A 26,813-nucleotide genomic window follows, 5' to 3' on the forward strand; every position below is an offset into this window, starting at 1 on the left:
CTTATGGCCTGGCGTCCGATTCTGTATGTGATCCTCACAACCCATCCCCGACTCAGTGCGCGACGCGCCCGGTTGCGTCTGGTCGTCTAGCTTTTTTATGTTAATCGCGGTATAACACACCTTCTTTGGATGTTTAGATGTCCATACGTATAGAAGGTAATATGCAAACACAACAAGAAAATGGGCAGCTAAAGCGCACCATGAAAACACGCCACCTGATTATGCTCTCGCTGGGTGGCGTGATTGGCACAGGGTTATTCTTTAATACCGGTTATATCATTTCGACAACCGGGGCAGCAGGCACGCTGCTGGCCTATCTCATTGGCGCACTGGTAGTCTGGCTGGTGATGCAGTGTCTGGGCGAACTGTCGGTGGCGATGCCGGAAACCGGCGCGTTTCACGTCTATGCCGCTCGTTACCTCGGCCCGGCGACGGGCTATACCGTGGCGTGGCTGTACTGGCTCACCTGGACGGTGGCGCTAGGGTCGAGCTTTACCGCCGCCGGGTTCTGTATGCAGTACTGGTTCCCACAGGTGCCCGTCTGGGTATGGTGCGTGGTCTTCTGCGTGGTGATTTTTGGCCTTAACGTTATCTCCACGCGTTTCTTTGCCGAGGGCGAATTCTGGTTCTCGCTGGTGAAAGTTATCACCATCATCGCCTTTATTATTCTTGGCGGCGCGGCGATCTTTGGCTTTATTCCAATGCAGGACGGTTCGCCTGCGCCGGGTCTGAGCAACATTACCGCTGAAGGCTGGTTCCCGCATGGCGGCCTGCCGATCCTGATGACCATGGTGGCGGTGAACTTTGCCTTCTCCGGCACCGAGCTTATCGGCATTGCGGCGGGCGAAACGGAAAACCCGCATAAGGTTATTCCGGTGGCGATCCGCGCGACCATTGCCCGACTGATCATCTTCTTTATCGGCACCGTGTTTGTGCTGGCGGCGCTGATCCCGATGCAGCAGGCCGGGGTGGAAAAGAGCCCGTTTGTGCTGGTGTTTGAAAAAGTCGGGATCCCGTATGCGGCAGATATCTTTAACTTTGTGATTTTGACCGCGATCCTCTCGGCGGCAAACTCCGGCTTGTACGCCTCAGGGCGCATGCTGTGGTCGCTTTCTAACGAGAAAACGCTGCCGCGCTGCTTTGCCCGCGTCAATAAAAATGGCGTGCCGCTGACGGCGCTCTCCGTTTCCATGCTCGGTGGCGTGCTGGCGCTCTTCTCAAGCGTGGTTGCGCCGGACACGGTGTTTGTGGCGCTGTCGGCCATTTCCGGTTTTGCGGTGGTGGCGGTGTGGATCAGCATCTGCGCGTCGCACTTTGTCTTCCGCCGTCGTCATCTGCAGTCCGGACAGCCGCTGTCTGCTCTGCACTATCGCGCGCCGTGGTATCCGCTGGTGCCGGTGCTCGGGTTTATCCTCTGCGTGGTGGCGTGTATCGGCCTGTGGTTTGATCCGAGCCAGCGCATTGCCCTTTATTGTGGCCTGCCGTTCGTCGCCCTGTGTTATGGTGCCTACTACCTGACCCGAAACCTGACATCGCAGGAGCCTGAACATGTCGCAGAATAATCCGCTTACCGCCCTCCTTGAAAAGCAGACGTTTGTGGTGCTGGATGGAGCAATGGCAACTGAACTGGAAGCGCGCGGGTGCAACCTTGCAGACAACCTCTGGTCTGCCAAAGTATTGATGGAAAACCCGGAGCTTATCCGTGAAGTCCACCTCGACTACTACCGCGCGGGTGCGCAGGTGGCGATCACCGCCAGCTATCAGGCCACGCCTGCGGGCTTTGCGGCGCGCGGTCTGGATGAGGCACAGTCCCGCGCGTTGATCGGCAAAAGCGTGGAGCTGGCGCGTAAGGCGCGTGAAGCGTATCTGGCGGAAAATCCGCATGCGGGCACGCTGCTGGTGGCGGGGTCCGTTGGGCCGTATGGCGCCTATCTGGCGGATGGCTCTGAGTATCGCGGAGATTATGTGCGTCGCGCCGAAGAGTTTACCGCGTTTCATCGTCCGCGCATTGAGGCGTTGCTGGATGCGGGGGCGGATCTGCTGGCTTGCGAAACGCTGCCCTCCTTTGAGGAGATCAAGGCGCTGGCAGCACTTGTGGCTGAGTATCCCCGCGCCCGGGCATGGTTCTCGTTTACCCTGCGCGACAGCGAGCACCTGAGCGACGGGACACCGCTGCGGGAAGTTGTCGCGGCCCTGAAAGATAATTCGCAGGTCGTGGCGCTGGGCATCAACTGTATCGCGCTGGAAAACACCACCGCGGCGCTGAAACACCTGCACAGCCTGACGGCACTGCCGCTGGTGGTCTATCCGAACTCGGGCGAGCATTATGATGCGGTGACCAAAACCTGGCACCATCACGGTGAAGCGTGCGAGACGCTGGCGGGATATTTGCCCCAGTGGCTGGAGGCCGGTGCCAGATTAATCGGTGGATGCTGTCGCACCACGCCGAAAGATATTGCTGAGCTGACGTCTCAGCGCTAATGCCCTCACCCTGACCCTCTCCCACGGGGAGAGGGAAAAAAACAACCGCACAAAACCAACTATCCTTTCCCGCTTTTTTTCTAAAAACGAATCGTTATTAGCGATTCGTTTTAATTCCTTTATCAAAATTCCCGCGCCGGAAATACTGCCCTCATAACAACAAGGGGAGCAGACAGGATGGCAATTTCATCGCGAATTACATTACTCGGCACGCTGGCGCTGTGGGCATTTCAGGCGCAGGCGGTGGACGTCACCGTCGCGTATCAAACCTCCGCAGAGCCTGCGAAAGTCGCGCAGGCGGATAACACCTTTGCCAAAGAGAGCGGCGCAAACGTCGACTGGCGTAAGTTCGACAGCGGGGCGGCCGTGGTGCGTGCGCTTGCGTCCGGCGACGTGCAGATTGGTAACATCGGCTCCAGCCCGCTGGCGGTAGCGGCCAGCCAGCAGGTGCCGATTGAAGTTTTCCTCCTCGCTTCACAGCTGGGCAACTCCGAAGCGCTGGTGGTGAAGAAAAACATCACCAAACCGGAAGACCTGATCGGCAAGCGCATCGCCGTGCCGTTCATTTCGACCACTCACTACAGCCTGCTGGCGGCGCTGAAACACTGGGGCATCAAGCCAGGCCAGGTGCAAATCATTAATCTGCAGCCACCGGCGATTATTGCGGCCTGGCAGCGCGGCGATATTGATGGCGCATACGTCTGGGCACCGGCTGTCAATGAGCTGGAAAAAGACGGCACCGTGCTGACCGACTCCGAAAAAGTGGGCCAGTGGGGCGCGCCAACGCTCGACGTGTGGGTGGTGCGCAAAGATTTTGCCGAGAAACATCCTGAGGTCGTGAAGGCCTTTGCCAAAAGCGCCCTCGACGCTCAGCAGCCCTATATCAGCAACCCGGATGCATGGCTGAAGCAGCCTGCCAATCTCGAAAAACTGTCCCGTCTGAGCGGCGTGCCGCAAGCGGACGTTCCGGGGCTGGTGAAAGGTAATACCTATCTCACGCCTGCCCAGCAGGTACAACAGCTGACCGGGCCGGTAAACAAAGCGATTGTCGATACCGCCACGTTCCTGAAAGAGCAGGGCAAAGTGCCGGCGGTGGCGGCGGACTATAGCCAGTACGTGACCGATCGCTTTGTGAAATAAGGGGGCTGCGATGCTGAATATTACAAATCTGTCTGCTGATTACGGTGGCAAACCGGCCCTGGAGAACATCAACCTGACGCTGGACAGCGGTGAGCTGCTGGTTGTGCTTGGCCCGTCCGGGTGCGGGAAAACCACGCTGCTGAATCTGATTGCCGGGTTTGTGCCATATCAGCATGGCTCCATTCAACTGGAAGGTAAAAAAGTGGAGGGCCCGGGCGCTGAGCGTGGGGTGGTCTTTCAGAACGAAGGTCTGCTTCCCTGGCGCAACGTGCAGGAAAACGTGGCGTTTGGGTTGCAACTGGCGGGCGTAAGCCGCGAGCAACGGCGTGCAACAGCACGGGACATGCTCAAAAAGGTCGGTCTTGAAGGGGCTGAAAAACGGTTTATCTGGCAGCTTTCCGGCGGCCAGCGTCAGCGGGTTGGAATTGCCCGCGCGCTGGCGGCCAATCCGCAGCTTTTGCTGCTGGATGAGCCGTTCGGGGCGCTGGATGCCTTTACCCGCGAGCAGATGCAAACCCTGCTTTTACGCCTGTGGCATGAAACGGGTAAACAGGTGCTGCTGATCACCCACGATATCGAAGAGGCGGTGTTTATGGCGACCGAGCTGGTGCTGCTGTCCCCTGGCCCGGGGCGCGTGCTGGAGCGGCTGCCGCTTGAGTTTGCCCGTCGCTATGTCGCGGGGGAGCCGGTGCGCAGCATCAAATCCGATCCGCGGTTTATTGAACAGCGTGAATACGTCTTAAGCCGCGTATTTGAACAACGGGAGGCCTTCTCATGAGCATCGTCTTCAGCGAGAAAACGCGACGCGCGCGCCCGGCCTTACGCTGGCCTTTCTCGCGCCAGATAACACTCAGTGTCGGCACGCTGTTGGTGCTGCTGGCGGTGTGGTGGCTGGTTGCCGCGCAGGCATGGATCAGCCCGCTGTTTCTGCCGCCGCCGGGGCAGGTGCTGGCAAAACTCATCACCATTGCCGGGCCGCAGGGCTTTATGGACGCTACGCTCTGGCAGCACTTAGGGGCAAGCCTGGCGCGCATTCTGGTGGCGCTACTGGCGGCGGTGATAATCGGCATTCCGGTCGGGATCGCGATGGGCTTAAGCCCGACGGTGCGCGGCATCCTCGACCCGCTGATTGAGCTTTACCGTCCGGTGCCGCCGCTGGCCTATCTGCCGCTGATGGTGATCTGGTTCGGCATCGGTGAAACGTCAAAAATCCTGCTGATTTATCTGGCGATTTTCGCCCCGGTAGCCATGTCGGCTCTGGCGGGCGTCAAAAGCGCTCAGCAGGTGCGGATCCGCGCGGCGCAATCACTGGGAGCCAGCCGGACACAGGTACTGCTGTTCGTGATTTTACCGGGCGCACTGCCGGAGATTTTAACCGGATTACGCATCGGCCTTGGCGTGGGCTGGTCAACGCTGGTGGCGGCAGAGCTGATCGCCGCCACCCGAGGGTTAGGGTTTATGGTGCAGTCGGCGGGGGAGTTTCTGGCGACTGACGTGGTACTGGCCGGGATTGCGGTTATCGCCGTGATCGCCTTTGGATTAGAACTGGGGCTGCGCGCGCTGCAGCGTCGTCTGACGCCCTGGCATGGAGAAATACAATGAGTGAACGTCTGACCATTACCCCGCTGGGGCCATATATTGGTGCGCAGGTGTCGGGCCTGGATGTGACCCGTCCGCTGAGCGATAACCAGTTTGAGCAGCTTTATCATGCGGTGCTGCGCCATCAGGTGGTATTCCTGCGCGAACAGGCAATCACCCCGCAGCAGCAGCGCGCCCTGGCACTGCGCTTTGGCGATCTGCATATCCATCCGGTTTATCCGCATGCGGAAGGGGTGGAGGAGATTATTGTGCTCGACACGCATAACGATAATCCGCCGGACAACGACAACTGGCACACGGATGTGACGTTTATCGAGACGCCACCTGCAGGGGCGATTCTTTCGGCGAAGCTGCTGCCGGAGACGGGCGGCGATACGCTGTGGGCCAGCGGCATTGCGGCCTTTGAGGCGCTGTCCGCACCCTTCCGTACCCTGCTGAGCGGCCTGCGGGCGGAGCATGACTTTAAAAAATCATTCCAGGAGTACAAGTACCGCAAAACAGAAGCGGAGCATCAGCGCTGGCATGAGGCGGTTGCGAAACATCCGCCGCTGCTGCATCCGGTCGTGCGCACCCATCCGGTAACCGGCAAGCAGGCGCTGTTTGTGAATGAGGGATTCACGACGCGGATTGTGGACGTGACGGAAAAAGAGAGCGAGGCGCTGTTACGTTTCCTGTTTGCGCATATCACCAAACCGGAGTTTCAGGTGCGCTGGCGCTGGCAGGAGAACGATCTGGCGATCTGGGATAACCGCGTGACGCAGCACTATGCGAATGCGGATTATCTGCCACAGCGTCGGATTATGCAGCGGGCGACAATTTTGGGAGATAAGCCGTTTTACCGTCCTTGAACCATCGCACCCGTAGGCCGGGTAAGGCGTAGCCGCCACCCGGCAATTGTGCACCGTTCTTGCCGGGTGGCGCTGCGCTTACCCGGCCTACAAATAACCGCACAGTTAAAGGTGCGCCTCAATATACCGCTGATAGCGGTTTGCCTTGAGGTAGCACAAGTCCACCAGCACCAGCCCGTCGATGCAGTTGTTGAACGCCGGGTCGCTGCCAAAATCGATAAACTGCACGCCGCCGGGTTCACACAGCTCGGAATACTGTTTGTAGAGCGGTGGAATACCGCACCCCAGATTACCGAGCAGGGATTTCAGCTTCGTCAGGTCATCCACGTAATCGACCCCGCCAAACTGCGCCAGCACGTCTGGCAGGGAGGCCGGATAAGGCTGACGTGACGCGGCTAAGGGATGTGTCGCCGGGAACCAGAGGCGGTAAAACGCCACCAGCAGATCCCGTGCGGCAGGCGGTAAGCCACCGGAAATCGAGACCGGGCCAAAGAGGTAGCGGTAGTGCGGATAACGTGCCAGATAGGCACCAATACCGGACCACAGATAGTCCAGACCGCGACGACCCCAGTAGCGCGGTTGAATAAAGCTGCGCCCCAGTTCAATACCGTGTTCCAGCACGTCCTGCATTTTATCGTCGTAGTGGAACAGACTGTAGCTATAAAGCCCTTCCAGACCGCGTTGCTCGACCTGTCTGGCAGTGGGCATAAAGCGATAGGCGCCGACGATCTCCAGATCGTCTTCATCCCACAGGATCAGGTGCAGATAGTCATCGTCGTAACTGTCGGTGTCCCGACGTTTACCGCTCCCTTCCTCCACGGCGCGAAACGCGATCTCGCGCAGGCGTCCCAGCTCGCGCAGCAGGGGAGCCTCTTCCTGTCCGTTGCGTTGCCACAGATAAATGGTTTTGCCATCGCTGGTTTTGCCCAGACATTCGGCCTGGGCCAGTTCGCGCTTCAGCGTGGCCCGGTCTTCCGGACGGGCAATGGCGCATTGGGTTTTAAAGACGCCAGGCACTCCCTTGCCAAGACGTATCACGTGCTGACGGCACTGCTCGGCCATCTCACGCGATGAAAGGGTTGTGCTATACCAGTGATGCCAGGCTATCTGCTGGCCGATCTTTATCGGTAGCTGGCTGTGGCGGCGGCGGAACATCTGCTGCATCAGCAAGAGCATCGATACGGTGGGGGACACCAGCGTGCTGGCATAAAAGAGCAGGCTGTTGTGTGCCTGAATATGCACCGGCAGCAGCGGTACGCGCAGCTTACTGGCGAGTTTAATAAAGCCGGGGTGCCATTTTTTATCGCGGATCCCTTTGCGCGTAGGACGGGACACTTCTCCCGCCGGGAAGAAGATCAGCACCCCTGCGTTTTGCAGATGTTGTTCCATCTGCATCAGGGACGTTTTTGCCGTTCTGCCGCCCATATTGTCCACCGGAATAAACAGTGAGCTAAGCGGTTCAAGGTGGGTCAGCATCCGGTTAGTGACGACTTTCACATCGCGCCGTACACGGGAAACGGCATACATCAGCGCCAGCCCGTCCAGCGTTCCTGTTGGGTGGTTGGCAATAATCACCAGCGGGCCATGTTCAGGGATTTGTTCGAGATCGCGGGCGGAAACGGTGCAGAGAATATCGAGGTGCTCCAGAACCTGCTCCACCATATCCAGGCCTTTCAGATGGCGGTGTGTCGCGGCAAATTGCTGGAATTCTTCTTCGTAGAACAGTCTTTTTAACAGACTTTTTTGCCAGGGTGCAGGCCTCGCCTGAGGCCAAAGGTCGTCGAGAACGCTATCGAGACTAAACATGGTTACTCCTCCTGCCGTCTTGCTCAGACAGTAGAAGGGAGAGATGTCGGTTGTATTGCAGTTTGGTGAAGATTAGCGCAGAGAGGAGGCCGGGTAAGGCGAAGCCACCACCCCGCGCTAAAGCGGATTAACGCAGAATTTTCTTCTCGGCCAGATCCAGCGCAAAGTAGCTGAAGATCAGATCCGCGCCAGCACGTTTGATCGCGCCCAGGCTTTCCAGGATCACTTTCTCTTCGTCGATCGCACCCGCCTGCGCGGCGAATTTGATCATCGCGTACTCGCCGCTCACCTGGTATGCACCCAGCGGCAGTTCGGTGCGCTCGCGAATGTCGCGCAGGATATCCAGATACGCGCCAGCCGGTTTCACCATCAGGCAATCTGCGCCCTGGGCTTCATCCAGCAGCGATTCACGGATGGCTTCACGGCGGTTCAGCGGGTTCATCTGATAGGTTTTGCGATCGCCTTTCAGCGCTGTACCGGCCGCTTCACGGAACGGACCGTAGAACGAAGAGGCAAACTTGGTGGAGTAGGACATGATGGCGGTATCAGTGAATCCGGCCGCATCAAGCGCCTGGCGGATCGCCTGAACCTGCCCGTCCATGGCAGCGGAAGGTGCGATGAAATCCGCACCGGCTGCTGCAGCTACCACCGCCTGCTTGCCGAGATTCAGCAAAGTGGCGTCGTTATCGACACCGTGATCGCACAGCACACCGCAGTGGCCATGAGAGGTATATTCACAGAAACAGGTGTCTGACATGACGATCATTTCCGGCACGGTCTCTTTGCAGATCCGCGACATCCGGGCGACCAGACCGTCCTCTTTCCAGGCATCGCTGCCGGTAGCGTCAGTGTGGTGGGAGATGCCAAAGGTCATCACCGAGCGGATCCCCGCATTGGCAATACGTTCGATCTCACGCGCCAGATATTTTTCCGGAATGCGCATCACGCCTGGCATGGCGTCGATGGCTTTGTAGTCATCGATCTCTTCTTCAACAAAAATCGGCAACACCAGATCGTTTAAGGTCAGTGTTGTCTCTTCAAACATAGCGCGCAGTGCAGGTGACTTGCGCAGACGACGGGGACGAGCAATTAAATCGGTCATGATATGCCTGACGTTTGTGGAACAAAGAAGGCTAGTGTACATGAAAGTGGGGGAGAGGGTTTTACGAAAGTAGGCTTTTTGTTAATGCGAAATGGGGGTTGCGATGTTTCACATGGTCAATATATATAACCAGCGTCAGCCTGTTTTTCAAACGCTCGAGATATTGGTGCTATTTCTAAATTGAAGTAAATACATCATTAATAATGATCTATTATTCTTTATTATATTTTCTATATTTATGTCAGATGATTTTAATTCGCTGTTTTTATAGTGTTTATTTATAATTTTTAATGTCGTTGCATTTTTTTCATGTTATTAGTCTGGATACGGACTTAATGGAATCATTCATTGAACCTTTTCGAAATGAAAATGCATAATTCCCTCCGCAATACAATGTTGCCAAATGATTTGATGGACAAACTTGCTTACGTCCCTGAGGAGGGATGACCCAATGCAAACATGGAAAAAGAAACTGGTTGTATCACAACTTGCATTAGCCTGCACCCTGGCTATCGCTTCTCAGGCCAATGCGAAAGATATTTCTGGTGCCACATATAATACCTTCGGATATGATAATACAGCATCAACACCCTGGTATTATGGCTACGCTGACTGGGATTACTCGGATGCCACCCACGACGGTGATATTTATCCGGTGATTAATAAGTCAACGGTGAACGGTGTTATTTCGACGTACTACCTTGACGATGGTGTCAATGGAAGAGCGAATGCGCTGAGCATTTCTAACAGCACCATTAATGGCATGATCACCTCAAAGTGCATGACCGCCACGTGTGCTGATGGGGTTGATACGGACGGCACGACCCATACGCAGTACGATCGTTTTAGCCTGACCGTCGATCACTCCACCATTAACGATACCTATGAGCATTATGCGTATGATGTTCTCAATGGTGACAACACCGAAACCCACTATCTGGATACCTACGGACTGGGTAATGCGATTACGCTGGATGTGGAATCGGATATTGTTATCCAGAACAACTCCCACGTTGCAGGTATCACGCTGACTCAGGGTTACCATGAGCTGGACAATACCCCGTATGACGGCGTTGAAGGCGTTGCGGATAGCAGTAATGTCTTTACTAACACCCTGGTGGTCAAAGACTCTGTTCTGACCTCTGGCGCATACAGCGATCTGGGTACCAGCGGGTTCTATGGTCAAACCGCGAAGCCGAGCGACTACGGTGAAACCAACGCGACCGGCGCAGATGACGCGGCACTGATCGTCGCGGCCAGCGCGTCTGACAACGCTATGCAAACCACCGCCACCTTCGATCACTCTACCGTTACCGGCGATATCCTGTTCTCCAGCACCTTCGACAATAACTTCTACGAGAATGGCGACCCGGCAACCGATACCACTGAAGACGGTGTGTATAACCCAACCACCAACGGCTGGGATGGTACCGATAAGCTGGATGTTACACTGACCAACGGCAGCAAATGGGTTGGCGCTGCACAATCCAGCGTTGAAGCGATCGGCACCGCGCAGATGTATGGTGAGGGTTACAGCAGCGTTGACTGGAGAACCTTGTCGCCAAACAGCATCTGGCCTGATTCCACCTACGACACCAACGGTCACGTTGCAGGTGAAGAGGTCTACCAGAGCGGTCTGTTCAACGTCACCCTGAACAACGGTTCAGAGTGGGATACCCGCAAACTGTCTAACATCGACACGCTGGCAGTGAATAACCAGTCGCAGGTCAATGTTGAAAACTCTGGCCTGCTGGCGGATTCCATCACCCTGACCAACGCCTCTACCCTGAATATTGGCGACAGCGGTGCAGTGGCGACAGACAGCCTGTATCTGGACAGCTATAGCCGTGCCGCGCTGACGGAAGAAACGGCTGAACTGTATGCCAACACCATCACCGTCGACAACGGTGCGGAACTGGCACTGGGCCTGGGTCAGGTGGACACGCACAACATGGTGCTGACCGATGGCGGTGTGCTGAACGTTGCCAGCCGTGACTACGTGCTGAACAGCGATCTGAACAACGCCCGCTTTATCACCAACGACAAGAGCAAAGCAGATTACGACTATGGCGTCGTGGCGCTTAACTCAGACGGTCATCTGGCGGTGAACGGTGATGTGGCAGGTAACTACACCGTGCGTATCGACGATGCGACCGGCGCCGGTTCTGTTGCTGATTATAAAAACAAAGAGATCATCCGCGTTTATGACAATAACGCAGACACTGCGGCCCGCTTTACGGCAGCAAACAAAGCCGATTTAGGTGCCTATACCTACCAGGCGCAGCAGAAGGGTGACACGGTTGTTCTGCAGCAGAAAGCGCTGACTGACTACGCCAATATGGCGCTGAGCATTCCGTCAGCGAATACCAATATCTGGGATCTGCAGCAGGATACCGTTGGAACCCGTCTGACTAACAGCCGTCACGGTCTGGCCGATAACGGCGGGGCGTGGGTGAGCTACTTCGGCGGCAACTTTGACGCTGACAATGGTGTTATCAGCTACGATCAGGACGTAAGCGGGATTATGGTTGGTCTGGATACGCAGATTGACGGTAACAACGCGAAGTGGATCGTGGGTGGCGCGGCAGGTTTCGCGAAGGGTGATATCAGCGATCGTACCGGTCAGGTTGATCAGGATAGCCAGACGGCGATGATCTATGCCTCTGCGAAGTTTGCCAACGATGTCTTCCTCGACAGCTCCCTGAGCTACACCCGCTTCAATAACGATCTCTCCGCGACCATGAGTAACGGTCAGTACGTGGACGGTAATACCACGACAGATGCGGTTGGTTTCGGTATGAAACTGGGTTATGACTGGAAACCAAACCTGTCCGGCTACGTCACGCCTTATGCGGCAGTGTCTGGGCTGTTCCAGTCGGGTGACGACTACCGCTTGAGCAACGACATGCGAATTGATGGCCAGTCTTACGACAGCCTGCGCTATGAACTCGGTGTCGACGCAGGGTATACCTTCAACTACGGCGGCGATCAGGCTCTGACGCCATACGTCAAACTGGCATATGTGTATGACGATGCTGATAACAATGCGAACGTGAATGGCGACAGCATTGATAACGGCGTTGAAGGCTCTGCGGTGCGTGTGGGCCTGGGCACACAGTTCAGCTTCACCAAAAACTTCAGTGCGTACACGGATGCCACTTACCTGGGCGGCGGCGACGTTGACCAGAACTGGGGCGCCAATTTGGGTGTGAAATATACCTGGTAAAGTATAAAAGCGGGGGAATATATCCCCCGCTTTGTCATCTAAAAAAAATAATATTGAACCGACAAATACGGATGTCCAGAGGTCTGCATGAAAGTTAATGCGAAACCACTTTCTGAATTAAGCCGGCTCGAACAGTGTTTGAAAGTAGCCAGTACCCCATTTAAATCTGCTCCCCAGCAGATTATTTCAAATGATGATAATGATGAACCCAGCACCTTTGTATTACAGACCGGCGTTATTGAAATCTATCGCCGTTCAGACGAGTTGCTGATTGGCATTGCTACTGCGCCCTTTATTCTGGGGCTGACTGCAGGCATGCTTGATTACAGCAAGGAATATCGGGTCGTTGCCAAAAATCCGTGCACAGGCTTTTATTTACCTGCTTCGACCTCTCTGCAGCTTATTCAGCAAAGTTCTCTCTGGAAAGAAGCTTTCTGCTGGCTGTCCTGGATTAAATCCATTCTGGAAAAGCGGGACAGGCAACTGGTAGGAAATAACTCCTATCACCAAATCCGCGCCATGCTGCTGAATATGGCCGAATGGGATGAAACCCTGCGCTCAAAAATTGGTGTGATGAATCATATTCAACAAAGTACGCGCATTTCGCGTTCGGTTGTGGCTGAGGTGCTCGCTGCGCTTCGACAGGGTAACTACATCAATATGAGCCGGGGCAAACTGGTTAGCATCAACCGTTTGCCCACGGAATATTAAGGCTGGACGGAGGCGGTAAGCACCTGGGCTTTATTGGCGCTGAGCTCAGCCACTAAGTTATTGATCCCATCGCTCATATTGACGAAACGGGTATTTGGCGAGCGGGTGACCACCACAAAAGCGCCTACGTTGGACTGGGGGATCATTGCCATATAGGTAATGAATCCTCCACCACCCCCCGTTTTCTGAATAATGCCCGGACGGCCATTTTTAGGTGCCATATATACCCAGCCCAGACCGAGGGCGTCGGCTTTGCCCGGCACGTCCATACCGATCACGCGGTGCAACTGGCTGCGCTGGTAAATCAGCGTCTGCATTCGGTCGGCCTGATGGCTGCGTGAGTAGAAGTCTGATGAGAGGAACTGCTGCATCCAGCGCATCATGTCGCCAGGGGTGGAATAAACCCCGCCGCTGCCGATGGCTGCCAGCGTGTTGTTACACGGGCTGGCACCTTTTTCGGCGACCATCAGACGGCGGCACTGATCCGGTGATGGGGTGAAGGTGGTGTCCTTCATGCCCAGCGGGCGCGTGATCTGCTCTTCAAACAGCTGCGTATACGGTTTGCCCGCTGCCGTCGACAGCGCATCGGCCAGCAGGTCAAACGCCAGGTTGGAGTAAGAGGCCTGAGAACCGGGCGCGGACTTCAACGTGGCTTTGCTCAGGTAGTTCCAGCGCTGTTCACGCGTTGGCCAGACAAAAACGTCGCGATGCGCCGCACCCCCTGGCTGTTCGCGAGGCAGGGCGCTGGTATGCGTTGCCAGGTTGACCAGCCTTATCGGCGTCCCCTGATACGTCGGGACACGTGCGCCCGGCGGAGCATACTTGCTGAGCGGATCGTCGAGTTTCACCACGCCCTGGTCCAGCAATTTCACCAGCATTTCGCTGGTCATCAGCTTGGTCAGGGACGCGATGCGGATGACGGAATCCAGCTGCGGATGAACATTATTACCGGGACGCGTTTCACCGAAACTGCGAAACACGCGCTGATTACCGTCGATGACGACCATCGCCATTCCCGTCGCGCCGCTGCCGTAATAAATCAGGTTCGCGTAGCGATCGGCAATATCTGATGCCAGAACGGGCGCCGTCAGCGGTTGGGCTGCCTGGGCGGTTGAGAAGCTCACCGCACACAGCGCGGCGAAAAAGAGCAGACAACGTTTCAACGAAAAGCATCCATAGTGTGAATGAGGAAAGTAATGGGTATTTATACTACTAAACCGTACGGTGCAATGCCCCGAATTACATAACGATAACCAGAAAAACGTAACTGCGAGTAAATCAGAAGAATTTACTTACTGTCAGTCTCCCATTTTGTGACATCGGCCTTATGATAGAGGGCTGTGTTACTCAATCTTGCGGAGAAGGGTATGTCCGGAAAGCGTGTGGTTATGGTTGTCGATATGCAGCAGGGGGTGTTCGAAACGCCTCGTCATCAGCGTGAAAAATGTGTTTCATTGATCAATCAGCTTACGCAGGCAGCCGATCGGGTGATTTTTATTCAGCATACCGAGCCCGGCGGTCTGGAAGAGGGCAGTGACGGGTTTGCCTTGCTGCCAGAACTGCATCAGCCTGCAGATGCCCTCTACGTGACCAAGACGGCCTGCGATGCGTTCTATAACACCTCGCTTGAAACGCTGCTCCGCGAGCAGGGGATCCGGGAGTTTGTCATCTGCGGTTGCGCTACTGATTACTGTGTCGATGCCACGTTCAAGAATGGCGTCAGCCGGGGCTACCACATCACCGTGGCGGAGGATGCGCATACCACCGCGAATCGCCCGGCGGCCGAAGCCCGCATTCTGATTAACCACTACAACGACGTCTGGCGCAACTTCATTGCGCCCGCAAACCCGCCCGCGGTGAAACGCACCGAAACAATTCTTGAAAACTGGAAAGCGAACTAATAATAAACCCTCGGGTCTGACCTTTTTGCCTGCGCCAGGCACCTGGCCCAGGCAAGATTTTCGTGTGGTGATGTGTTGAGCACAGCAACAGCCATAACAACAAGAAGGATGTATCATGTTTAAGTCTTTTTTCCCAAAGCCGGGGCCATTTTTCCTGTCGGCATTTATTTGGGCACTGATCGCTGTCATTTTCTGGCAGGCCGGCGGCGGAGCGTGGTTGACGCGCATCACGGGCGCGACGGGCGAAGTTCCCATTAGCGCGGCGCGTTTCTGGTCGCTGAGCTATCTGCTGTTTTATGCCTACTACATGGTCTGCGTAGGGCTTTTTGCCCTGTTCTGGTTTGTCTATTCGCCACATCGCTGGCAGTATTGGTCGATTCTGGGCACGTCGCTGATCATCTTTGTCACCTGGTTTCTGGTGGAAGTGGGAGTGGCGGTTAACGCCTGGTATGCCCCGTTCTACGATCTGATCCAGAGTGCGCTGAGTTCACCGCATAAGGTGACTATCAATCAGTTCTACCATGAAGTTGGCATTTTCCTCGGTATTGCCCTTATTGCGGTGGTGATTGGCGTCATGAACAATTTCTTTGTCAGCCACTACGTCTTCCGCTGGCGTACCGCGATGAACGAACATTATATGGCGCACTGGCAACACCTGCGTCATATCGAAGGCGCCGCACAGCGTGTGCAGGAAGACACCATGCGTTTCGCCTCGACCCTTGAAGACATGGGCGTGAGCTTTATCAATGCCATTATGACCCTGATTGCCTTCCTGCCGGTTCTGGTGACGCTCTCGGCGCACGTGCCGGACCTGCCGATTGTTGGTCATCTGCCGTATGGCCTGGTGATTGCCGCTATTGTCTGGTCATTAATGGGAACAGGGCTGCTGGCCGTGGTGGGGATCAAGCTGCCTGGGCTGGAGTTTAAAAATCAGCGCGTTGAAGCGGCGTATCGTAAAGAGCTGGTGTATGGTGAAGATGACGCCAACCGCGCCTCGCCGCCAACCGTACGTGAACTGTTTGGCGCCGTGCGTCGCAACTATTTCCGTCTTTACTTCCACTATATGTACTTCAACATTGCGCGCATTTTGTATCTGCAGGTGGATAACGTTTTCGGTTTGTTCCTGCTGTTCCCGTCCATTGTTGCGGGTACGATAACGCTGGGTCTGATGACACAGATCACCAACGTATTTGGTCAGGTTCGCGGGTCGTTCCAGTATCTGATTAGCTCCTGGACCACGCTGGTGGAACTGATGTCCATCTACAAACGTCTGCGCAGCTTTGAACGCGAGCTGGACGATCGGGATCTGCAGGAAGTCACCAATACATTTAGCTAAAACAGGGAATTGCTATGTCTTTTGCCGTACCGCGTACATTATCGCTCTCTTTACTCGCCGCACTCGTGCTGGCGGGGTGTGCCGAAAAAGGGGCCGCCCCGCTTAAAAAAGGTGAGAAACCTGTAGATGTGGCGAGCGTGGTGCGGCAAAAAATGCCCTCTACGGTGAAAGACCGCAATGCGTGGGCCGAGGCGTTAGCGAAGACCTTTGAAAGTCAGAAAATTGCCCCTACCGAGGAGAATATCTGCTCGGTGCTGGCAGTGGCGCAGCAGGAGTCGATGTACCAGTCAGATCCGGTGGTGCCGGGGCTGAACAAAATTGCCTGGAAAGAGATCGACCGTCGCGCGGAATCGATGCATATCCCGGTGTTCCTGGTGCATACCGCCCTTAAAATCACCTCGCCAAACGGCAAAAGCTACAGCGATCGGCTGGACACGGTGAAAACCGAGAAACAGCTGAGCGCCATTTTTGATGATTTCATCAACATGGTGCCGATGGGGCAGAAACTGTTCGGCTCGCTTAACCCGGTGCATACCGGCGGCCCGATGCAGGTCAGCATTGCGTTTGCCGAGCAGCATACGGACGGTTATCCGTGGAAAATCGACGGGACGGTGCGCCAGGAAGTCTTCTCCCTGCGTGGCGGACTGTGGTTTGGCACGTACCATCTGCTGAACTATCCGGCGAGCTACAGCGAGCCGTTGTACCGCTTTGCTGACTTTAACGCGGGCTGGTATGCCAGCCGAAACGCGGCGTTTCAGAGTGCGGTCAGCCGTGCCAGCGGGGTGAAACTGGCGCTGGACGGCGATCTCATCGCCTACGGCAGCAGCAAGGCGGGGACAACGGAACTGGCGGTGCGCAAACTGTCAGCAACGCTTGGCATGAGCGATAGCGACATTCGCCGTCAGCTGGAGAAAGGGGATAGCCTGGCGTTCGAGAAGACGGATCTCTACAACAAGGTTTTCGCGCTGGCCGAGAAGAAGAGTGGAAAAGCGTTACCGCGGGCAATCCTGCCGGGTATTCAACTGGAAAGCCCGAAAATCACGCGTAACCTGACAACGGCATGGTTCGCCAAACGCGTCGACGATCGTCGGGCTCGTTGTATGGGACGTTAATGGCGACGACGCAGGCGTACGACTAACGCGACAACACCAAGAATCAGACAACCCGCGAGGAAGGGGACAAGGCCAAACAAGGTGCTCACACCCAAACCAATCTCAACCCGTGGGCGTCCGTTATCCTGCACCTGCATCAGATGTTCATAGACGCCAGGCGCGTGAACCAGCATGTTGAGAAGCTGAGAGCCTGCCCAGAAGCAGAACAGGACAAACAGGGCATACGCAATATTACCCGCAGTGGAGGTTTTTGGTGGTGTGCCGCCAAAAATCGGTTTCGACAATGTAAAGTCAGCCATAAAGACCTCCGGAAATATCACTCTGTTAATACGCTTCGCACACGGTGAGTTTGACAGGTCATAGCATTTGTCAATATCAGAATCGTGGTAATTTCCCCTGCGGAATTCTCCTGGATTGTCGATTTCTGCAGCACATCACAAATTCATTACTTAACTGAAATTGCGTCGTGTTTCAGATTTTCCGCATCTGCCACAGACCCGATCGTAAAACTGTGAGAGGATGTCTTTTTTTCCTGCCGGAGTTGTTATGAAGCTCACGTCCAAACTACGCCGTGACTGGCACTACTACGCCTTTGCTATCGGGCTGATCTTTATTCTTAACGGTGTCGTAGGGCTGCTGGGGTTTGAAGCCAAAGGATGGCAAACCTATGCTGTCGGGCTGGTGACCTGGGTGATCAGTTTCTGGCTGGCTGGGTTAATTATCCGCCGTCGTCCGGAAGAGACGACAGCGGATGAGGCGGAGACGGTGAAAAGAACCGATTAACCGTTTACTGAACTTTTGAGTGCGCTGTCAGCGGCGTGACGCTCCAGCGCCAGTTCGATCAGACGGGTGATCAGCTCAGAGTAACCCAGACCGCTGGCCTGCCACAGTTTTGGATACATGCTGATGTTGGTAAAGCCCGGCAGGGTGTTGATTTCATTAATCACCACCTCATTATCTGGCGTCAGGAACACATCCACACGCGCCATGCCGCAGCAGCCAAGAGCCTGATAGGCGTTGATGGCGATCGCCCGGATCTTATCGTTGATGGCCGGATCGATATTTGCCGGCACGACGACCTGAGCGCCTTTATCATCAATGTATTTGGTGTCGTAAGAGTAGAAATCGCTGTTTAACACCACTTCACCGCAGGTGCTTGCCTGTGGGAAATCATTGCCCAGCACCGCGCACTCAATTTCACGGCCTTTGATACCCTGTTCAACCACGACTTTGTGGTCAAACTCAAAAGCCAGACGAACGGCTTCGGTGAACTGCGCTTCGCTTGTCACTTTGCTGACGCCAACGGAGGAGCCCTGGTTCGCAGGCTTCACGAACAGCGGCAGACCCAACTGGGCGGAAATCTGGCTGAAGGTGTATTTATCGCGGTTGGCGCGGGTGAGCGTCACGAACGGGGCAACGTTCAGCCCGGCATCGCGCAGCAGGCGTTTGGTGACGTCTTTATCCATACAGGCGGCGGAGCCCAGCACATCGGAGCCGACAAACGGCAGGTTTGCCATGCGCAGCATACCCTGCAGCGAACCATCTTCGCCCAGCGTGCCGTGGACGATTGGGAACACGACGTCAATCTGAGCAAGAGCCTGTGCATTACCGGCGTCGATAAGTTGCCCCTTCACAACGCCAGGAACGGTGGCGACGCTGATTTCAGAAGGATTAAGGGCGATATGTGCCGGATCGTTGGCGTTTAACAGATACTGGCTCGCATCGTTCACATGCCACTGGCCCTGTTTATCAATGCCCAGCAGCACTACGTCGAAACGGTTTTTATCAATCGCATCGACAATATTTTTTGCCGACTGCAATGAAACCTCGTGCTCCGCTGATTTTCCCCCAAAGACAATACCTACGCGCTGCTTTGCCATCTTACTCTCTTCCAGTCTGACGAAAAGCCAATAACATACCACGATGCCCTGCGGGTTTCGCGACCTTCTGCCATAATGTTTTGGGAGTAAAGAGGGGGGAGTGTGAAAGGCAAAACGCTGCTGATCGTTTTCATTCTGGTGGCAGTCGCAACGGTGGGTTACCGCTGGTTGCCGTCTCACTACAACCCTTTTACGCCGCTCTCGCTTGACGACCCGCCAGGCCCAATTACTCAGTACAAACTGCGGCGCCTTACCCCCGAGGCGTGTGCCAGCCTGTTATCGCAGGCCAATCAGAAGGCCCTTATTCGCACACAGCCTGTCGCCGACAGCGCCGGAGCATGCCCCCTTCACAACGTGGTGCGCGTGCGTGACTTCGGGCCGGTCAGCCTGAACAGCAGCTTTCTTGCCAGCTGCCCGCTGGCGCTGAGTTCTGCACTGTTTGTCAGCCAGCAGGCCCGGCCACTCACCAAAACCTGGACCGGAAGCGAGCTGGTGCGCATTGAGCACCTGGGCAGCTACGCCTGTCGCAATATTTACCACCGCCCTGATGCAAGACGCAGCGAACATGCCACGGCAGAGGCGCTGGATATCAGCGCGTTTCGGCTGGCGAACGGTGAACGAGTCACCATTCTGCACGGCTGGAGATCGACCAAAACGCAGCCGTGGCTACAGGCGCTGCTGACGGCGAGCTGCGGCTACTACGGGAACGGCCTGGGGCCGGAGTATAACGCGGCGCACGCCAACCATTTCCATCTGGGAATGCGCGGCTTTGGACTCTGCCGCTAAAGCATAATCTTCCGCCAGAAATTGGATGATTTGTGACATATTTCACAAATATGATGACTGGGAAGATAAAACACCAAAGTCAGCAAGGCCGCATCTCTGGCACGGCGTAGATGCCGGTAACTTGCTAATCTGTCGGCGCATTTGCCTAAAAATGAAGACTATTTCTTTTATGGAATCCTGGAAAGTTAACCTCATCTCGGTCTGGTTCGGGTGTTTCTTCACCGGGCTGGCCATCAGCCAGATTTTGCCCTTTCTGCCGCTGTACGTCTCGCAGCTGGGTGTGACCTCGCATGAAGCCCTTTCCATGTGGTCGGGGCTGACGTTCAGCGTGACGTTTCTGGTTTCCGCCATTGTGTCACCCATGTGGGGGAGCCTGGCGGATCGAAAAGGGCGCAAACTGATGCTGCTGCGCGCTTCGCTGGGAATGGCAATAGCCATCCTGCTGCAGGCCTTTGCCACTAACGTCTGGCAGCTGTTTATCCTGCGGGCGATCATGGGGCTGACATCCGGCTATATTCCGAACGCCATGGCGCTGGTCGCTTCACAGGTGCCGCGTGAACGTAGCGGCTGGGCGTTGAGTACGCTCTCCACCGCACAGATCAGTGGCGTTATCGGCGGCCCGTTGTTAGGCGGCTTTCTGGCCGACCACGTAGGGTTGCGCGCCGTCTTCTTCATTACCGCTATCCTGCTGGTGATCAGTTTTCTGGTGACGCTGTTTCTGATCAAGGAGGGGGGGCGCCCGGTTGTCAGTAAATCTGAACGCCTGAGCGGCAAAGCGGTCTTCGCCTCGCTGCCATATCCCGGGCTGATGATAAGCCTGTTCGTAACCACCATGGTGATCCAGCTCTGTAATGGTTCGGTAGGCCCGATTCTGGCGCTGTTTATAAAATCGATGGAGCCAGACAGCAGCAATATTGCGTTTCTCAGCGGGATGATTGCTGCCGTGCCGGGCGTATCGGCGTTAATCTCTGCGCCGCGGCTGGGAAAACTGGGCGACAGGATCGGTACGGCGCGTATCCTGATGGCCACGCTGATTTTTGCCGTGGTGCTCTTTTTTGCGATGTCGTTCGTCACCTCACCGCTTCAGCTCGGCGTGCTGCGATTCCTGCTCGGCTTTGCCGATGGCGCCATGTTACCTGCGGTGCAGACCTTGTTGGTGAAATATTCAAGTGACCAGGTGACAGGGCGTATTTTTGGCTATAACCAGTCATTTATGTATTTAGGTAATGTTGCCGGTCCGCTTATTGGTGCATCCGTTTCGGCGATGGCCGGTTTTCGTTGGGTATTTGCGGCCACGGCGATTGTGGTGTTGATCAATATTATCCAGCTGGCGATTGTGCTGAGACGCCGTCGCCAATTAGAGCAGGCGAGAGCGGCGCGTTAATCATTTGCTGTAATGTATTATATATTCTTATGGTTGCCGCATTTTTATATAACTAAATGCGGCTTTTTCTAAAGAGAAAAACGTTTCGCTGCTTGCCATTCATCTTTATTTTGGCAGCAGCATCACTTTTGCATAAGATAATACTTTTCTCCTCTTTGCATTATTCATTCTGAATGCTAAGTTCAGAAAAAACGCATAAGGAAATAGCACGATGAAAAATCTCATTGCTGAGTTGCTGGTCAAGCTTGCACAAAAGGAAGAAGAGTCAAAAGAACTGGTCGCCCAGGTCGAGGCGCTGGAAATTGTCGTTACGGCGTTGCTCCGACAAATGACACAACCGCAGCAACAGGCGTTAATCGATAATGTAGAAAGCGCACTGGACAAGGCTCGCCCCGATTCGCTGGTCCCCGCTGAAGATGCGGAGATGCTTCAGCAATACGTAAAGAAGCTATTAAGGCATCCTCGCAGCTAGCCTGCTGAAAGAGAATGGCCTGTCATAGAATGGTCATGCAGGATGCCTGTCGTCGCTCTGTTTTTATTTTTGGCCTTCGCACTGGGAGAAAAGAATTTAAACAGAGCCTCTATTTCATCTCATGCCTCTCGCTATTAAATACCCTAACGCGTCAGGCGAAACCGGGTAATGAACAGCGTGCCGCGCCAGAGATGAAATAATGCATAAACCCGAAGAAAATCATTGTCGCAGGGTGGTTTTTTTCCCGCAACGAACCAGACTTAATGTGGAACTTCACATAAAGGATGGTGCAATGAAAACAACAATACTGGTTACCCTGTTTTCCGGCCTGTGCCTGATCGCCTCAGCGCATGCGGAAGAGAAAACCTTAACACCTCAACAGCAGCGTATGACAACCTGCAACCAACAGGCGACAGCAAAAGCGCTGAAAGGGGATGCCCGTAAGACATATATGAGCGATTGCCTCAAAAATGGTGCATCCAAACCAGATGAAAAAAGCCTGACGCCGCAGCAGCAAAAAATGCGTGAATGTAACGCTCAGGCCACGCAACAAATGCTGAAAGGCGACGATCGCAGCAAGTTTATGAGTGGTTGTCTGAAGAAACAGGCATAGTCCTATCGGGTGAGTCCTTACGGTGACTCACCCGAAATTTCATACTTTCTCCGCATCCCCCCTCTCTATAATTTGGGAAAATGTTTCAGAATATTCCCAAAATATGATGAACGACGAAAACTTTTACAATAAAGAGCGTATTGGGGAAGAGTGGCTTCAAAACCTTTCTCAGGATGACGCGCACCGTACCGGCATACGCTTTGCCCGGCGAGTCCGTCTGGCGCGAATCGTTGGCCTGGCGGCGATGTTTTTTCCCATTGCCGGTGTACTGGTGACCCATTTTTTGCCGGGCGGCTGGTGGTTATTACTGGTGAGCTGGGCTTTTATCTGGCCGCATCTTGCCTGGCAGTTTACCTGCCGCTCATCTCAACCTTATCAATGTGAAATCATCAATCTGAAGGTCGACGCTATTTTTACCGGGATCTGGATTGGCCTGATGGGCGTGAACGCTCTGCCATCGGCTGCGCTGGTTATGATGATGGGCATGAATATGATGGGATCCGGCGGCTGTCGCCTGTTTCTCGCAGGCATTGCCATAACCACGTTATCCGCTGTCGTGACGCTGAAGCTAACCGGAAATGTTGTGGTGCTCTCTTCCGGATCGTTGGAGTGGTGGCTGACGCTGCCGGTCTTGATGATCTACCCAATACTCTTTGCCTGGGTGAGCCATCAGACGGCCATTCGCCTGGCGGAAAATAAGCGAAGACTTGAGCTGATGAGTACCCGCGATGGCATGACGGGCGTTTATAACCGGCGCCACTGGGAAACGTTGCTGCGGATGGAGTATGAAAAGTGCCGACGGGATCATGGTCAAACCACGATCCTGCTTATCGATATCGATCACTTCAAGAGCATCAATGATACCTGGGGACATGATGTGGGCGATGAAGCGATCATTGCTATCATTCGTCAGCTGCAGATGACGCTGCGGGCCGGAGATTATATTGGCCGTTTCGGTGGCGATGAGTTCGCGATCATCATGTCCGGCACCCCGGCAGAAAGTGCAATTGCGGCGATGTCCCGCGTTCACGAGCGGCTGAAAAAACTGTCGTTACCCTGTGCCCCAAACGAACGGCTTCGCATCAGCGTGGGGGTTGCGCCATGGGGAACACAGTTTGCCCATTACCGCGAGTGGTTAAAAGCGGCAGATATCGCGCTTTATAAAGCCAAAAATGCCGGACGCGGACGTACCGAGGTGGCCGCCTGACATCCGGCTTAGTTTGGTCAGGACTTACTCAGCTTCTCTGACTTTTCCATGCATTTCGCCATCGCTTCAATGACTGCCGCACGGAACCCGCGCTCTTCCAGCACCCGCACCGCTTCGATGGTGGTACCGCCAGGCGAGCAGACCATATCTTTCAGTTCCCCTGGATGCTTACCGGTTTCCAGCACCATTTTGGCTGAGCCCATCACCGCCTGTGCGGCAAATTTATAGGCCTGCGCACGTGGCATACCGCCAAGCACCGCAGCATCCGCCATCGCTTCCAGGAACATGAAGACATACGCAGGAGCAGAACCACTCACGCCCACAACCGGATGGATCATCGACTCGGCAATCACTTCTGCTTCGCCGAAGCAGCGGAAAATGTTCAGCACATCGGCCACATCTTCCGTGGTCACCAGCGCGTTAGGGGTGATGGAGGTCATCCCGGCATTGACCAGTGAAGGGGTATTGGGCATTGCGCGAACAATTTTACGGTCATGACCCAGTGCACGGGCCAACTGATCGAGCGTCACGCCTGCGGCAATCGACACCACCAGCGTGTCTTTATTCAGGCTGGAGGTGATCTCGCTCAGGACTTTGATCATGATGTTCGGTTTAACCGCCCCAAAGACGATATCGGCGACCTGGGCCACTTCCTGCGCGCTTTCGGCTGCGTTAATACCATACTCATCACGTAACGCCGCGACTTTATCCGGTGATGGTGTATAGACCCAAATCTGACCCGGCAGGACCTGCCCGCTGGCGATCAGGCCACCCAGGATGGCTTTGCCCATGTTACCGCAGCCAATAAACCCGATTTTCTTGTCCATCACGTTTCTCCGTCGTTATGCGTTGTTTTCTCTGATTGATAGCTTAACAACGAAATGCAGGCGACAATAGTCGCCAGTATCAATAGGGGAGACATTATGGCGATTTGGGTTGATGCGGACGCATGTCCGAATGTGATTAAAGAGATTTTATTCCGCGCTGCCGAGCGTGTTCAGATGCCGCTTACGCTGGTGGCAAACCAGAATATCCGCGTACCGCCTTCCCGATTCATTCGTGCGTTGCGGGTTCCTGCCGGTTTTGATGTGGCGGATAACGAGATCGTACGGCTGTGCAGCGCGGAAGATCTGGTGATCACGGCGGATATTCCTTTGGCCGCAGAGGTACTGGAAAAGGGCGCCGCAGCGCTGAACCCGCGCGGGGAGCGTTACTCACCAGCAACCATCCGGGAAAAACTGACCATGCGCGATTTCATGGATACGCTTCGCGCCAGCGGTGTGCAGACCGGCGGGCCAGACAGTTTATCTCAACGTGACCGCCAGCAGTTTGCCGCAGAGCTGGATAAGTGGCTGCTGGAAGTGAAACGTCGCACTGCTAAATGATAATCATTGTCAATATGTGGTACAGTATGGCAGTGACAGGGTTGTCATTCCGTACCGCTTTGCAGTAAAGTAAACGCAACATCTTCTGCAATTATTTCTTTACACTCTTCAGCCATCCGGCATCAAGGGGAAACACCTGGTTATGACCCAACCCATCTTTTTAGTTGGCCCCCGCGGCTGTGGGAAAACCACCGTTGGCCTGGAGCTGGCGCGTGCCTGTCAACGTCATTTTGTTGATACCGACCACTGGCTGCAGACTCAGGCCGGACAAACCATCGCGGATATCGTCGAAAAAGAGGGCTGGGAGAGCTTTCGCAGCCGTGAAACGGCCGCGCTGGAAGCGGTAACGGCACCCGATGCGGTGATTGCCACAGGTGGCGGAATTATTCTGGCGGAATATAACCGCCGCTATATGCGTGAAAAAGGGATAGTGATTTATCTCTGTGCGCCCGTGGCTGCGCTGGTGGGGCGTCTGGAAGCGTTTCCGGAAGAGGGGCAACGCCCTGCGCTGACCTCCAGACCGCTCAGCGAAGAGGTGAGCGAAGTGCTGGCGGAGCGCGATGCGTTATACCGCGAAGCGGCACATCACGTGGTGGATGCTTCCGCGTCGCCCGAAGAGGTTGTGATTCAGATTATTACCGCCCTGCGTTTGGCTTGTGCCAGCTAACCGCCGTCTATACTTATAGCTCTGACATAAAAAAAGGATGAGCTATGCCAACCAGACCTCCCTATCCGCGTGAAGCACGTATTGTTACCGTTGAAAAAGGCAATGGCGATCAAACCGTGACCTGGTATCAACTGCGTGCCGATCACCCTAAACCCGACTCTCTCATCAGTGAACATGAGACTGAACAGGAAGCGCTGGATGCGAAACGGCGCTACGAAGATCCCGATAAGTCATAAATGTTTTCCTAAACGCTCCAATACCGTGCCTGAATCACACTTTTTACTCATCGCTAATGTTAAGCAGGAGTTAATATTTAGTTATTACAGGTAGCTCCGTTACCGGCAGGTGATCTTTACATTTCGGGATGGAGATCACCTGCTACGCTTGGTGCTGTTTTGTTGAAAAAACGAACTGTGCAGCGTAGTGAGCCTGTACCTGTGTAATAAGTTTTTGTAGTAATGGAAGGCGAAGACGATGAAGGCAACGTTGGCGATCATCACTATTGGTGTGGTCCCTGTAAGCGAAGTGTTACCGCTCTTAACCGAGCATGTATCTGAACAACAGATCACGCATCTCAGCCTGCTGGGGAAGATGAGCCGGGAAGAGGTCATGGAGGACTACGCTGTAGAGGCGGGGGAGGATCCCCTGGCGACGTTATTAAGCGACGGTAAACTGGCGCATGTTTCACGACAGAAAATTGAGCGCTCGCTGCAGGCAGTAATAGAAGTGCTCGATAATCAAGAGTATGACGTTATTTTGCTGATGAGTACTGCTCCCATTAAGGGACTCATGGCGCGTAATGCGATTTTACTCGAGCCGATGCGAATCATTCCGCCGTTGGTGGCATCCATTGTGGACGGACACCAGGTGGGGGTGATTGTGCCCATTGAAGAACTCATGGACAACCAGGAAGCAAAATGGCACGTGCTTGAAAAAACGCCCCTGTATGCGCTGGCCAATCCTTTCTGGGACAGTGAGGCCAAACTCATTGCGGCCGGGAAGGAGCTACTGGAGCGCGGGGCCGATGTGTTGATCCTCGACTGCCTGGGGTTCCACCAGCATCACCGCGATCTACTGCAAAAAGCGCTGGATGTGCCGGTACTGTTGTCGAACGTTCTGATGGCGCGTCTGGCCTCAGAACTCCTTACCTGATGATT

The 26,813-nt window shown here is 54.9% G+C and carries 27 protein-coding genes; 21 read left to right on the plus strand and 6 right to left on the minus strand.

What is annotated here, in order from left to right; genetic code table 11:
* Window positions 1-161: 161 nt before the first annotated feature.
* The 6 genes from mmuP to tauD all read left to right on the plus strand — a co-directional run bounded on the left by mmuP (window position 162) and on the right by tauD (window position 6,068).
* On the plus strand, window positions 162-1,562 hold the full coding sequence (mmuP, locus tag APU11_RS10440; protein ID WP_013095772.1) for an S-methylmethionine permease: 1,401 nt from the start codon (window positions 162-164) through the stop codon (window positions 1,560-1,562).
* A complete protein-coding gene (gene mmuM / locus APU11_RS10445) occupies window positions 1,549-2,481 on the plus strand; it encodes a homocysteine S-methyltransferase (protein WP_058651613.1) in 933 nt (310 codons plus the stop codon). The genes mmuP and mmuM overlap by 14 nt, the downstream gene beginning before the upstream one ends.
* A gap of 177 nt (window positions 2,482-2,658) precedes the next feature.
* On the plus strand, window positions 2,659-3,621 hold the full coding sequence (gene tauA, locus APU11_RS10450) for a taurine ABC transporter substrate-binding protein (protein WP_058651614.1): 963 nt from the start codon (window positions 2,659-2,661) through the stop codon (window positions 3,619-3,621).
* 10 nt (window positions 3,622-3,631) lie between these two features.
* Window positions 3,632-4,399: a taurine ABC transporter ATP-binding subunit gene (gene tauB / locus APU11_RS10455; protein ID WP_058651615.1), complete on the plus strand. Its 768-nt coding sequence runs from the start codon at window positions 3,632-3,634 to the stop codon at window positions 4,397-4,399.
* A complete protein-coding gene (tauC, locus tag APU11_RS10460) occupies window positions 4,396-5,223 on the plus strand; it encodes a taurine ABC transporter permease TauC (RefSeq protein WP_020686348.1) in 828 nt (275 codons plus the stop codon). Before tauB ends, tauC begins: the two co-directional genes overlap by 4 nt.
* Complete coding sequence (tauD, locus tag APU11_RS10465; RefSeq protein ID WP_038982868.1) at window positions 5,220-6,068, plus strand: taurine dioxygenase; 849 nt, start codon at window positions 5,220-5,222, stop codon at window positions 6,066-6,068. Before tauC ends, tauD begins: the two co-directional genes overlap by 4 nt.
* A 105-nt stretch (window positions 6,069-6,173) precedes the next feature.
* On the opposite strand, the gene APU11_RS10470 is transcribed toward tauD, so the two are convergent.
* Window positions 6,174-7,874 (minus strand): lysophospholipid acyltransferase family protein, encoded by a 1,701-nt coding sequence (locus APU11_RS10470; protein WP_038418777.1) that lies wholly within the window; start codon window positions 7,872-7,874, stop codon window positions 6,174-6,176.
* Window positions 7,875-8,001: 127 nt separating this feature from the next.
* Window positions 8,002-8,976, minus strand: a complete 975-nt coding sequence (gene hemB, locus APU11_RS10475; protein WP_013095798.1) for a porphobilinogen synthase — start codon at window positions 8,974-8,976, stop codon at window positions 8,002-8,004.
* A gap of 451 nt (window positions 8,977-9,427) precedes the next feature.
* Here hemB and APU11_RS10480 point away from each other — a divergent pair, with 451 nt between their 5' ends.
* Both APU11_RS10480 and APU11_RS10485 read left to right on the plus strand, forming a co-directional pair.
* Window positions 9,428-12,202: an autotransporter outer membrane beta-barrel domain-containing protein gene (locus APU11_RS10480; protein WP_029882453.1), complete on the plus strand. Its 2,775-nt coding sequence runs from the start codon at window positions 9,428-9,430 to the stop codon at window positions 12,200-12,202.
* A gap of 87 nt (window positions 12,203-12,289) precedes the next feature.
* The gene (locus APU11_RS10485; protein ID WP_013095800.1) at window positions 12,290-12,913 is read left to right on the plus strand and encodes a helix-turn-helix domain-containing protein; all 624 of its coding nucleotides are present in this window, start codon (window positions 12,290-12,292) and stop codon (window positions 12,911-12,913) included.
* Here the strand turns inward: APU11_RS10485 and ampH are convergent.
* On the minus strand, window positions 12,910-14,076 hold the full coding sequence (ampH, locus tag APU11_RS10490) for a D-alanyl-D-alanine-carboxypeptidase/endopeptidase AmpH (protein WP_013095801.1): 1,167 nt from the start codon (window positions 14,074-14,076) through the stop codon (window positions 12,910-12,912). The genes APU11_RS10485 and ampH overlap by 4 nt on opposite strands.
* A 204-nt stretch (window positions 14,077-14,280) precedes the next feature.
* On the opposite strand from ampH, the gene APU11_RS10495 reads away from it, so the two are divergent.
* From APU11_RS10495 to APU11_RS10505, 3 genes are all read left to right on the plus strand, one after another.
* A complete protein-coding gene (locus APU11_RS10495; protein WP_029882454.1) occupies window positions 14,281-14,814 on the plus strand; it encodes an isochorismatase family protein in 534 nt (177 codons plus the stop codon).
* Window positions 14,815-14,929: 115 nt separating this feature from the next.
* Window positions 14,930-16,150: a peptide antibiotic transporter SbmA gene (gene sbmA / locus APU11_RS10500; protein WP_013095803.1), complete on the plus strand. Its 1,221-nt coding sequence runs from the start codon at window positions 14,930-14,932 to the stop codon at window positions 16,148-16,150.
* A gap of 14 nt (window positions 16,151-16,164) precedes the next feature.
* Complete coding sequence (locus tag APU11_RS10505; RefSeq protein WP_045292978.1) at window positions 16,165-17,262, plus strand: DUF1615 domain-containing protein; 1,098 nt, start codon at window positions 16,165-16,167, stop codon at window positions 17,260-17,262.
* Here APU11_RS10505 and APU11_RS10510 read toward each other — a convergent pair.
* Complete coding sequence (locus APU11_RS10510; RefSeq protein WP_013095805.1) at window positions 17,259-17,561, minus strand: DUF2755 family protein; 303 nt, start codon at window positions 17,559-17,561, stop codon at window positions 17,259-17,261. The genes APU11_RS10505 and APU11_RS10510 overlap by 4 nt on opposite strands.
* 247 nt (window positions 17,562-17,808) lie before the next feature.
* On the opposite strand from APU11_RS10510, the gene APU11_RS10515 reads away from it, so the two are divergent.
* Entirely contained in the window at window positions 17,809-18,045 is a 237-nt protein-coding gene (locus tag APU11_RS10515; RefSeq protein ID WP_013095806.1) for a DUF2754 domain-containing protein, read from the plus strand.
* Here the strand turns inward: APU11_RS10515 and ddlA are convergent.
* Complete coding sequence (ddlA, locus tag APU11_RS10520; protein WP_048970445.1) at window positions 18,042-19,142, minus strand: D-alanine--D-alanine ligase; 1,101 nt, start codon at window positions 19,140-19,142, stop codon at window positions 18,042-18,044. The two genes, APU11_RS10515 and ddlA, sit on opposite strands and share 4 nt — an antisense overlap.
* Before the next feature lie 102 nt (window positions 19,143-19,244).
* Here ddlA and APU11_RS10525 point away from each other — a divergent pair, with 102 nt between their 5' ends.
* From APU11_RS10525 to adrA, 5 genes are all read left to right on the plus strand, one after another.
* Complete coding sequence (locus APU11_RS10525; protein ID WP_040023341.1) at window positions 19,245-19,928, plus strand: extensin family protein; 684 nt, start codon at window positions 19,245-19,247, stop codon at window positions 19,926-19,928.
* A 169-nt stretch (window positions 19,929-20,097) separates the two neighbouring features.
* On the plus strand, window positions 20,098-21,312 hold the full coding sequence (locus APU11_RS10530) for a multidrug efflux MFS transporter (RefSeq protein ID WP_058651616.1): 1,215 nt from the start codon (window positions 20,098-20,100) through the stop codon (window positions 21,310-21,312).
* 211 nt (window positions 21,313-21,523) lie between these two features.
* The gene (gene iraP, locus APU11_RS10535) at window positions 21,524-21,784 is read left to right on the plus strand and encodes an anti-adapter protein IraP (protein WP_013095810.1); all 261 of its coding nucleotides are present in this window, start codon (window positions 21,524-21,526) and stop codon (window positions 21,782-21,784) included.
* Between the two features lie 292 nt (window positions 21,785-22,076).
* Complete coding sequence (gene psiF, locus APU11_RS10540; protein ID WP_013095812.1) at window positions 22,077-22,397, plus strand: phosphate starvation-inducible protein PsiF; 321 nt, start codon at window positions 22,077-22,079, stop codon at window positions 22,395-22,397.
* 103 nt (window positions 22,398-22,500) lie between these two features.
* On the plus strand, window positions 22,501-23,604 hold the full coding sequence (gene adrA / locus APU11_RS10545) for a diguanylate cyclase AdrA (protein WP_058651617.1): 1,104 nt from the start codon (window positions 22,501-22,503) through the stop codon (window positions 23,602-23,604).
* 17 nt (window positions 23,605-23,621) lie between these two features.
* Here the strand turns inward: adrA and proC are convergent, their stop codons facing one another.
* Entirely contained in the window at window positions 23,622-24,431 is an 810-nt protein-coding gene (gene proC, locus APU11_RS10550; RefSeq protein WP_013095814.1) for a pyrroline-5-carboxylate reductase, read from the minus strand.
* 96 nt (window positions 24,432-24,527) lie between these two features.
* On the opposite strand from proC, the gene APU11_RS10555 reads away from it, so the two are divergent.
* The 4 genes from APU11_RS10555 (at window position 24,528) to APU11_RS10570 (ending at window position 26,808) form a co-directional block, all read left to right on the plus strand.
* Window positions 24,528-24,989 carry a YaiI/YqxD family protein gene (locus APU11_RS10555; RefSeq protein WP_013095815.1) on the plus strand — a complete coding sequence of 154 codons (462 nt, stop codon included), beginning with the start codon at window positions 24,528-24,530 and terminating at the stop codon, window positions 24,987-24,989.
* A 142-nt stretch (window positions 24,990-25,131) separates the two neighbouring features.
* Window positions 25,132-25,656, plus strand: a complete 525-nt coding sequence (gene aroL / locus APU11_RS10560; protein ID WP_013095816.1) for a shikimate kinase AroL — start codon at window positions 25,132-25,134, stop codon at window positions 25,654-25,656.
* Between the two features lie 44 nt (window positions 25,657-25,700).
* Window positions 25,701-25,892 carry a protein YaiA gene (gene yaiA, locus APU11_RS10565; RefSeq protein WP_013095817.1) on the plus strand — a complete coding sequence of 64 codons (192 nt, stop codon included), beginning with the start codon at window positions 25,701-25,703 and terminating at the stop codon, window positions 25,890-25,892.
* A gap of 238 nt (window positions 25,893-26,130) precedes the next feature.
* Window positions 26,131-26,808 carry an AroM family protein gene (locus APU11_RS10570; RefSeq protein ID WP_013095818.1) on the plus strand — a complete coding sequence of 226 codons (678 nt, stop codon included), beginning with the start codon at window positions 26,131-26,133 and terminating at the stop codon, window positions 26,806-26,808.
* The last annotated feature ends 5 nt before the right edge of the window (window positions 26,809-26,813 follow it).

This window comes from Enterobacter sp. 50793107, assembly GCF_001463365.1.
Lineage (GTDB): Bacteria > Pseudomonadota > Gammaproteobacteria > Enterobacterales > Enterobacteriaceae > Enterobacter > Enterobacter cloacae.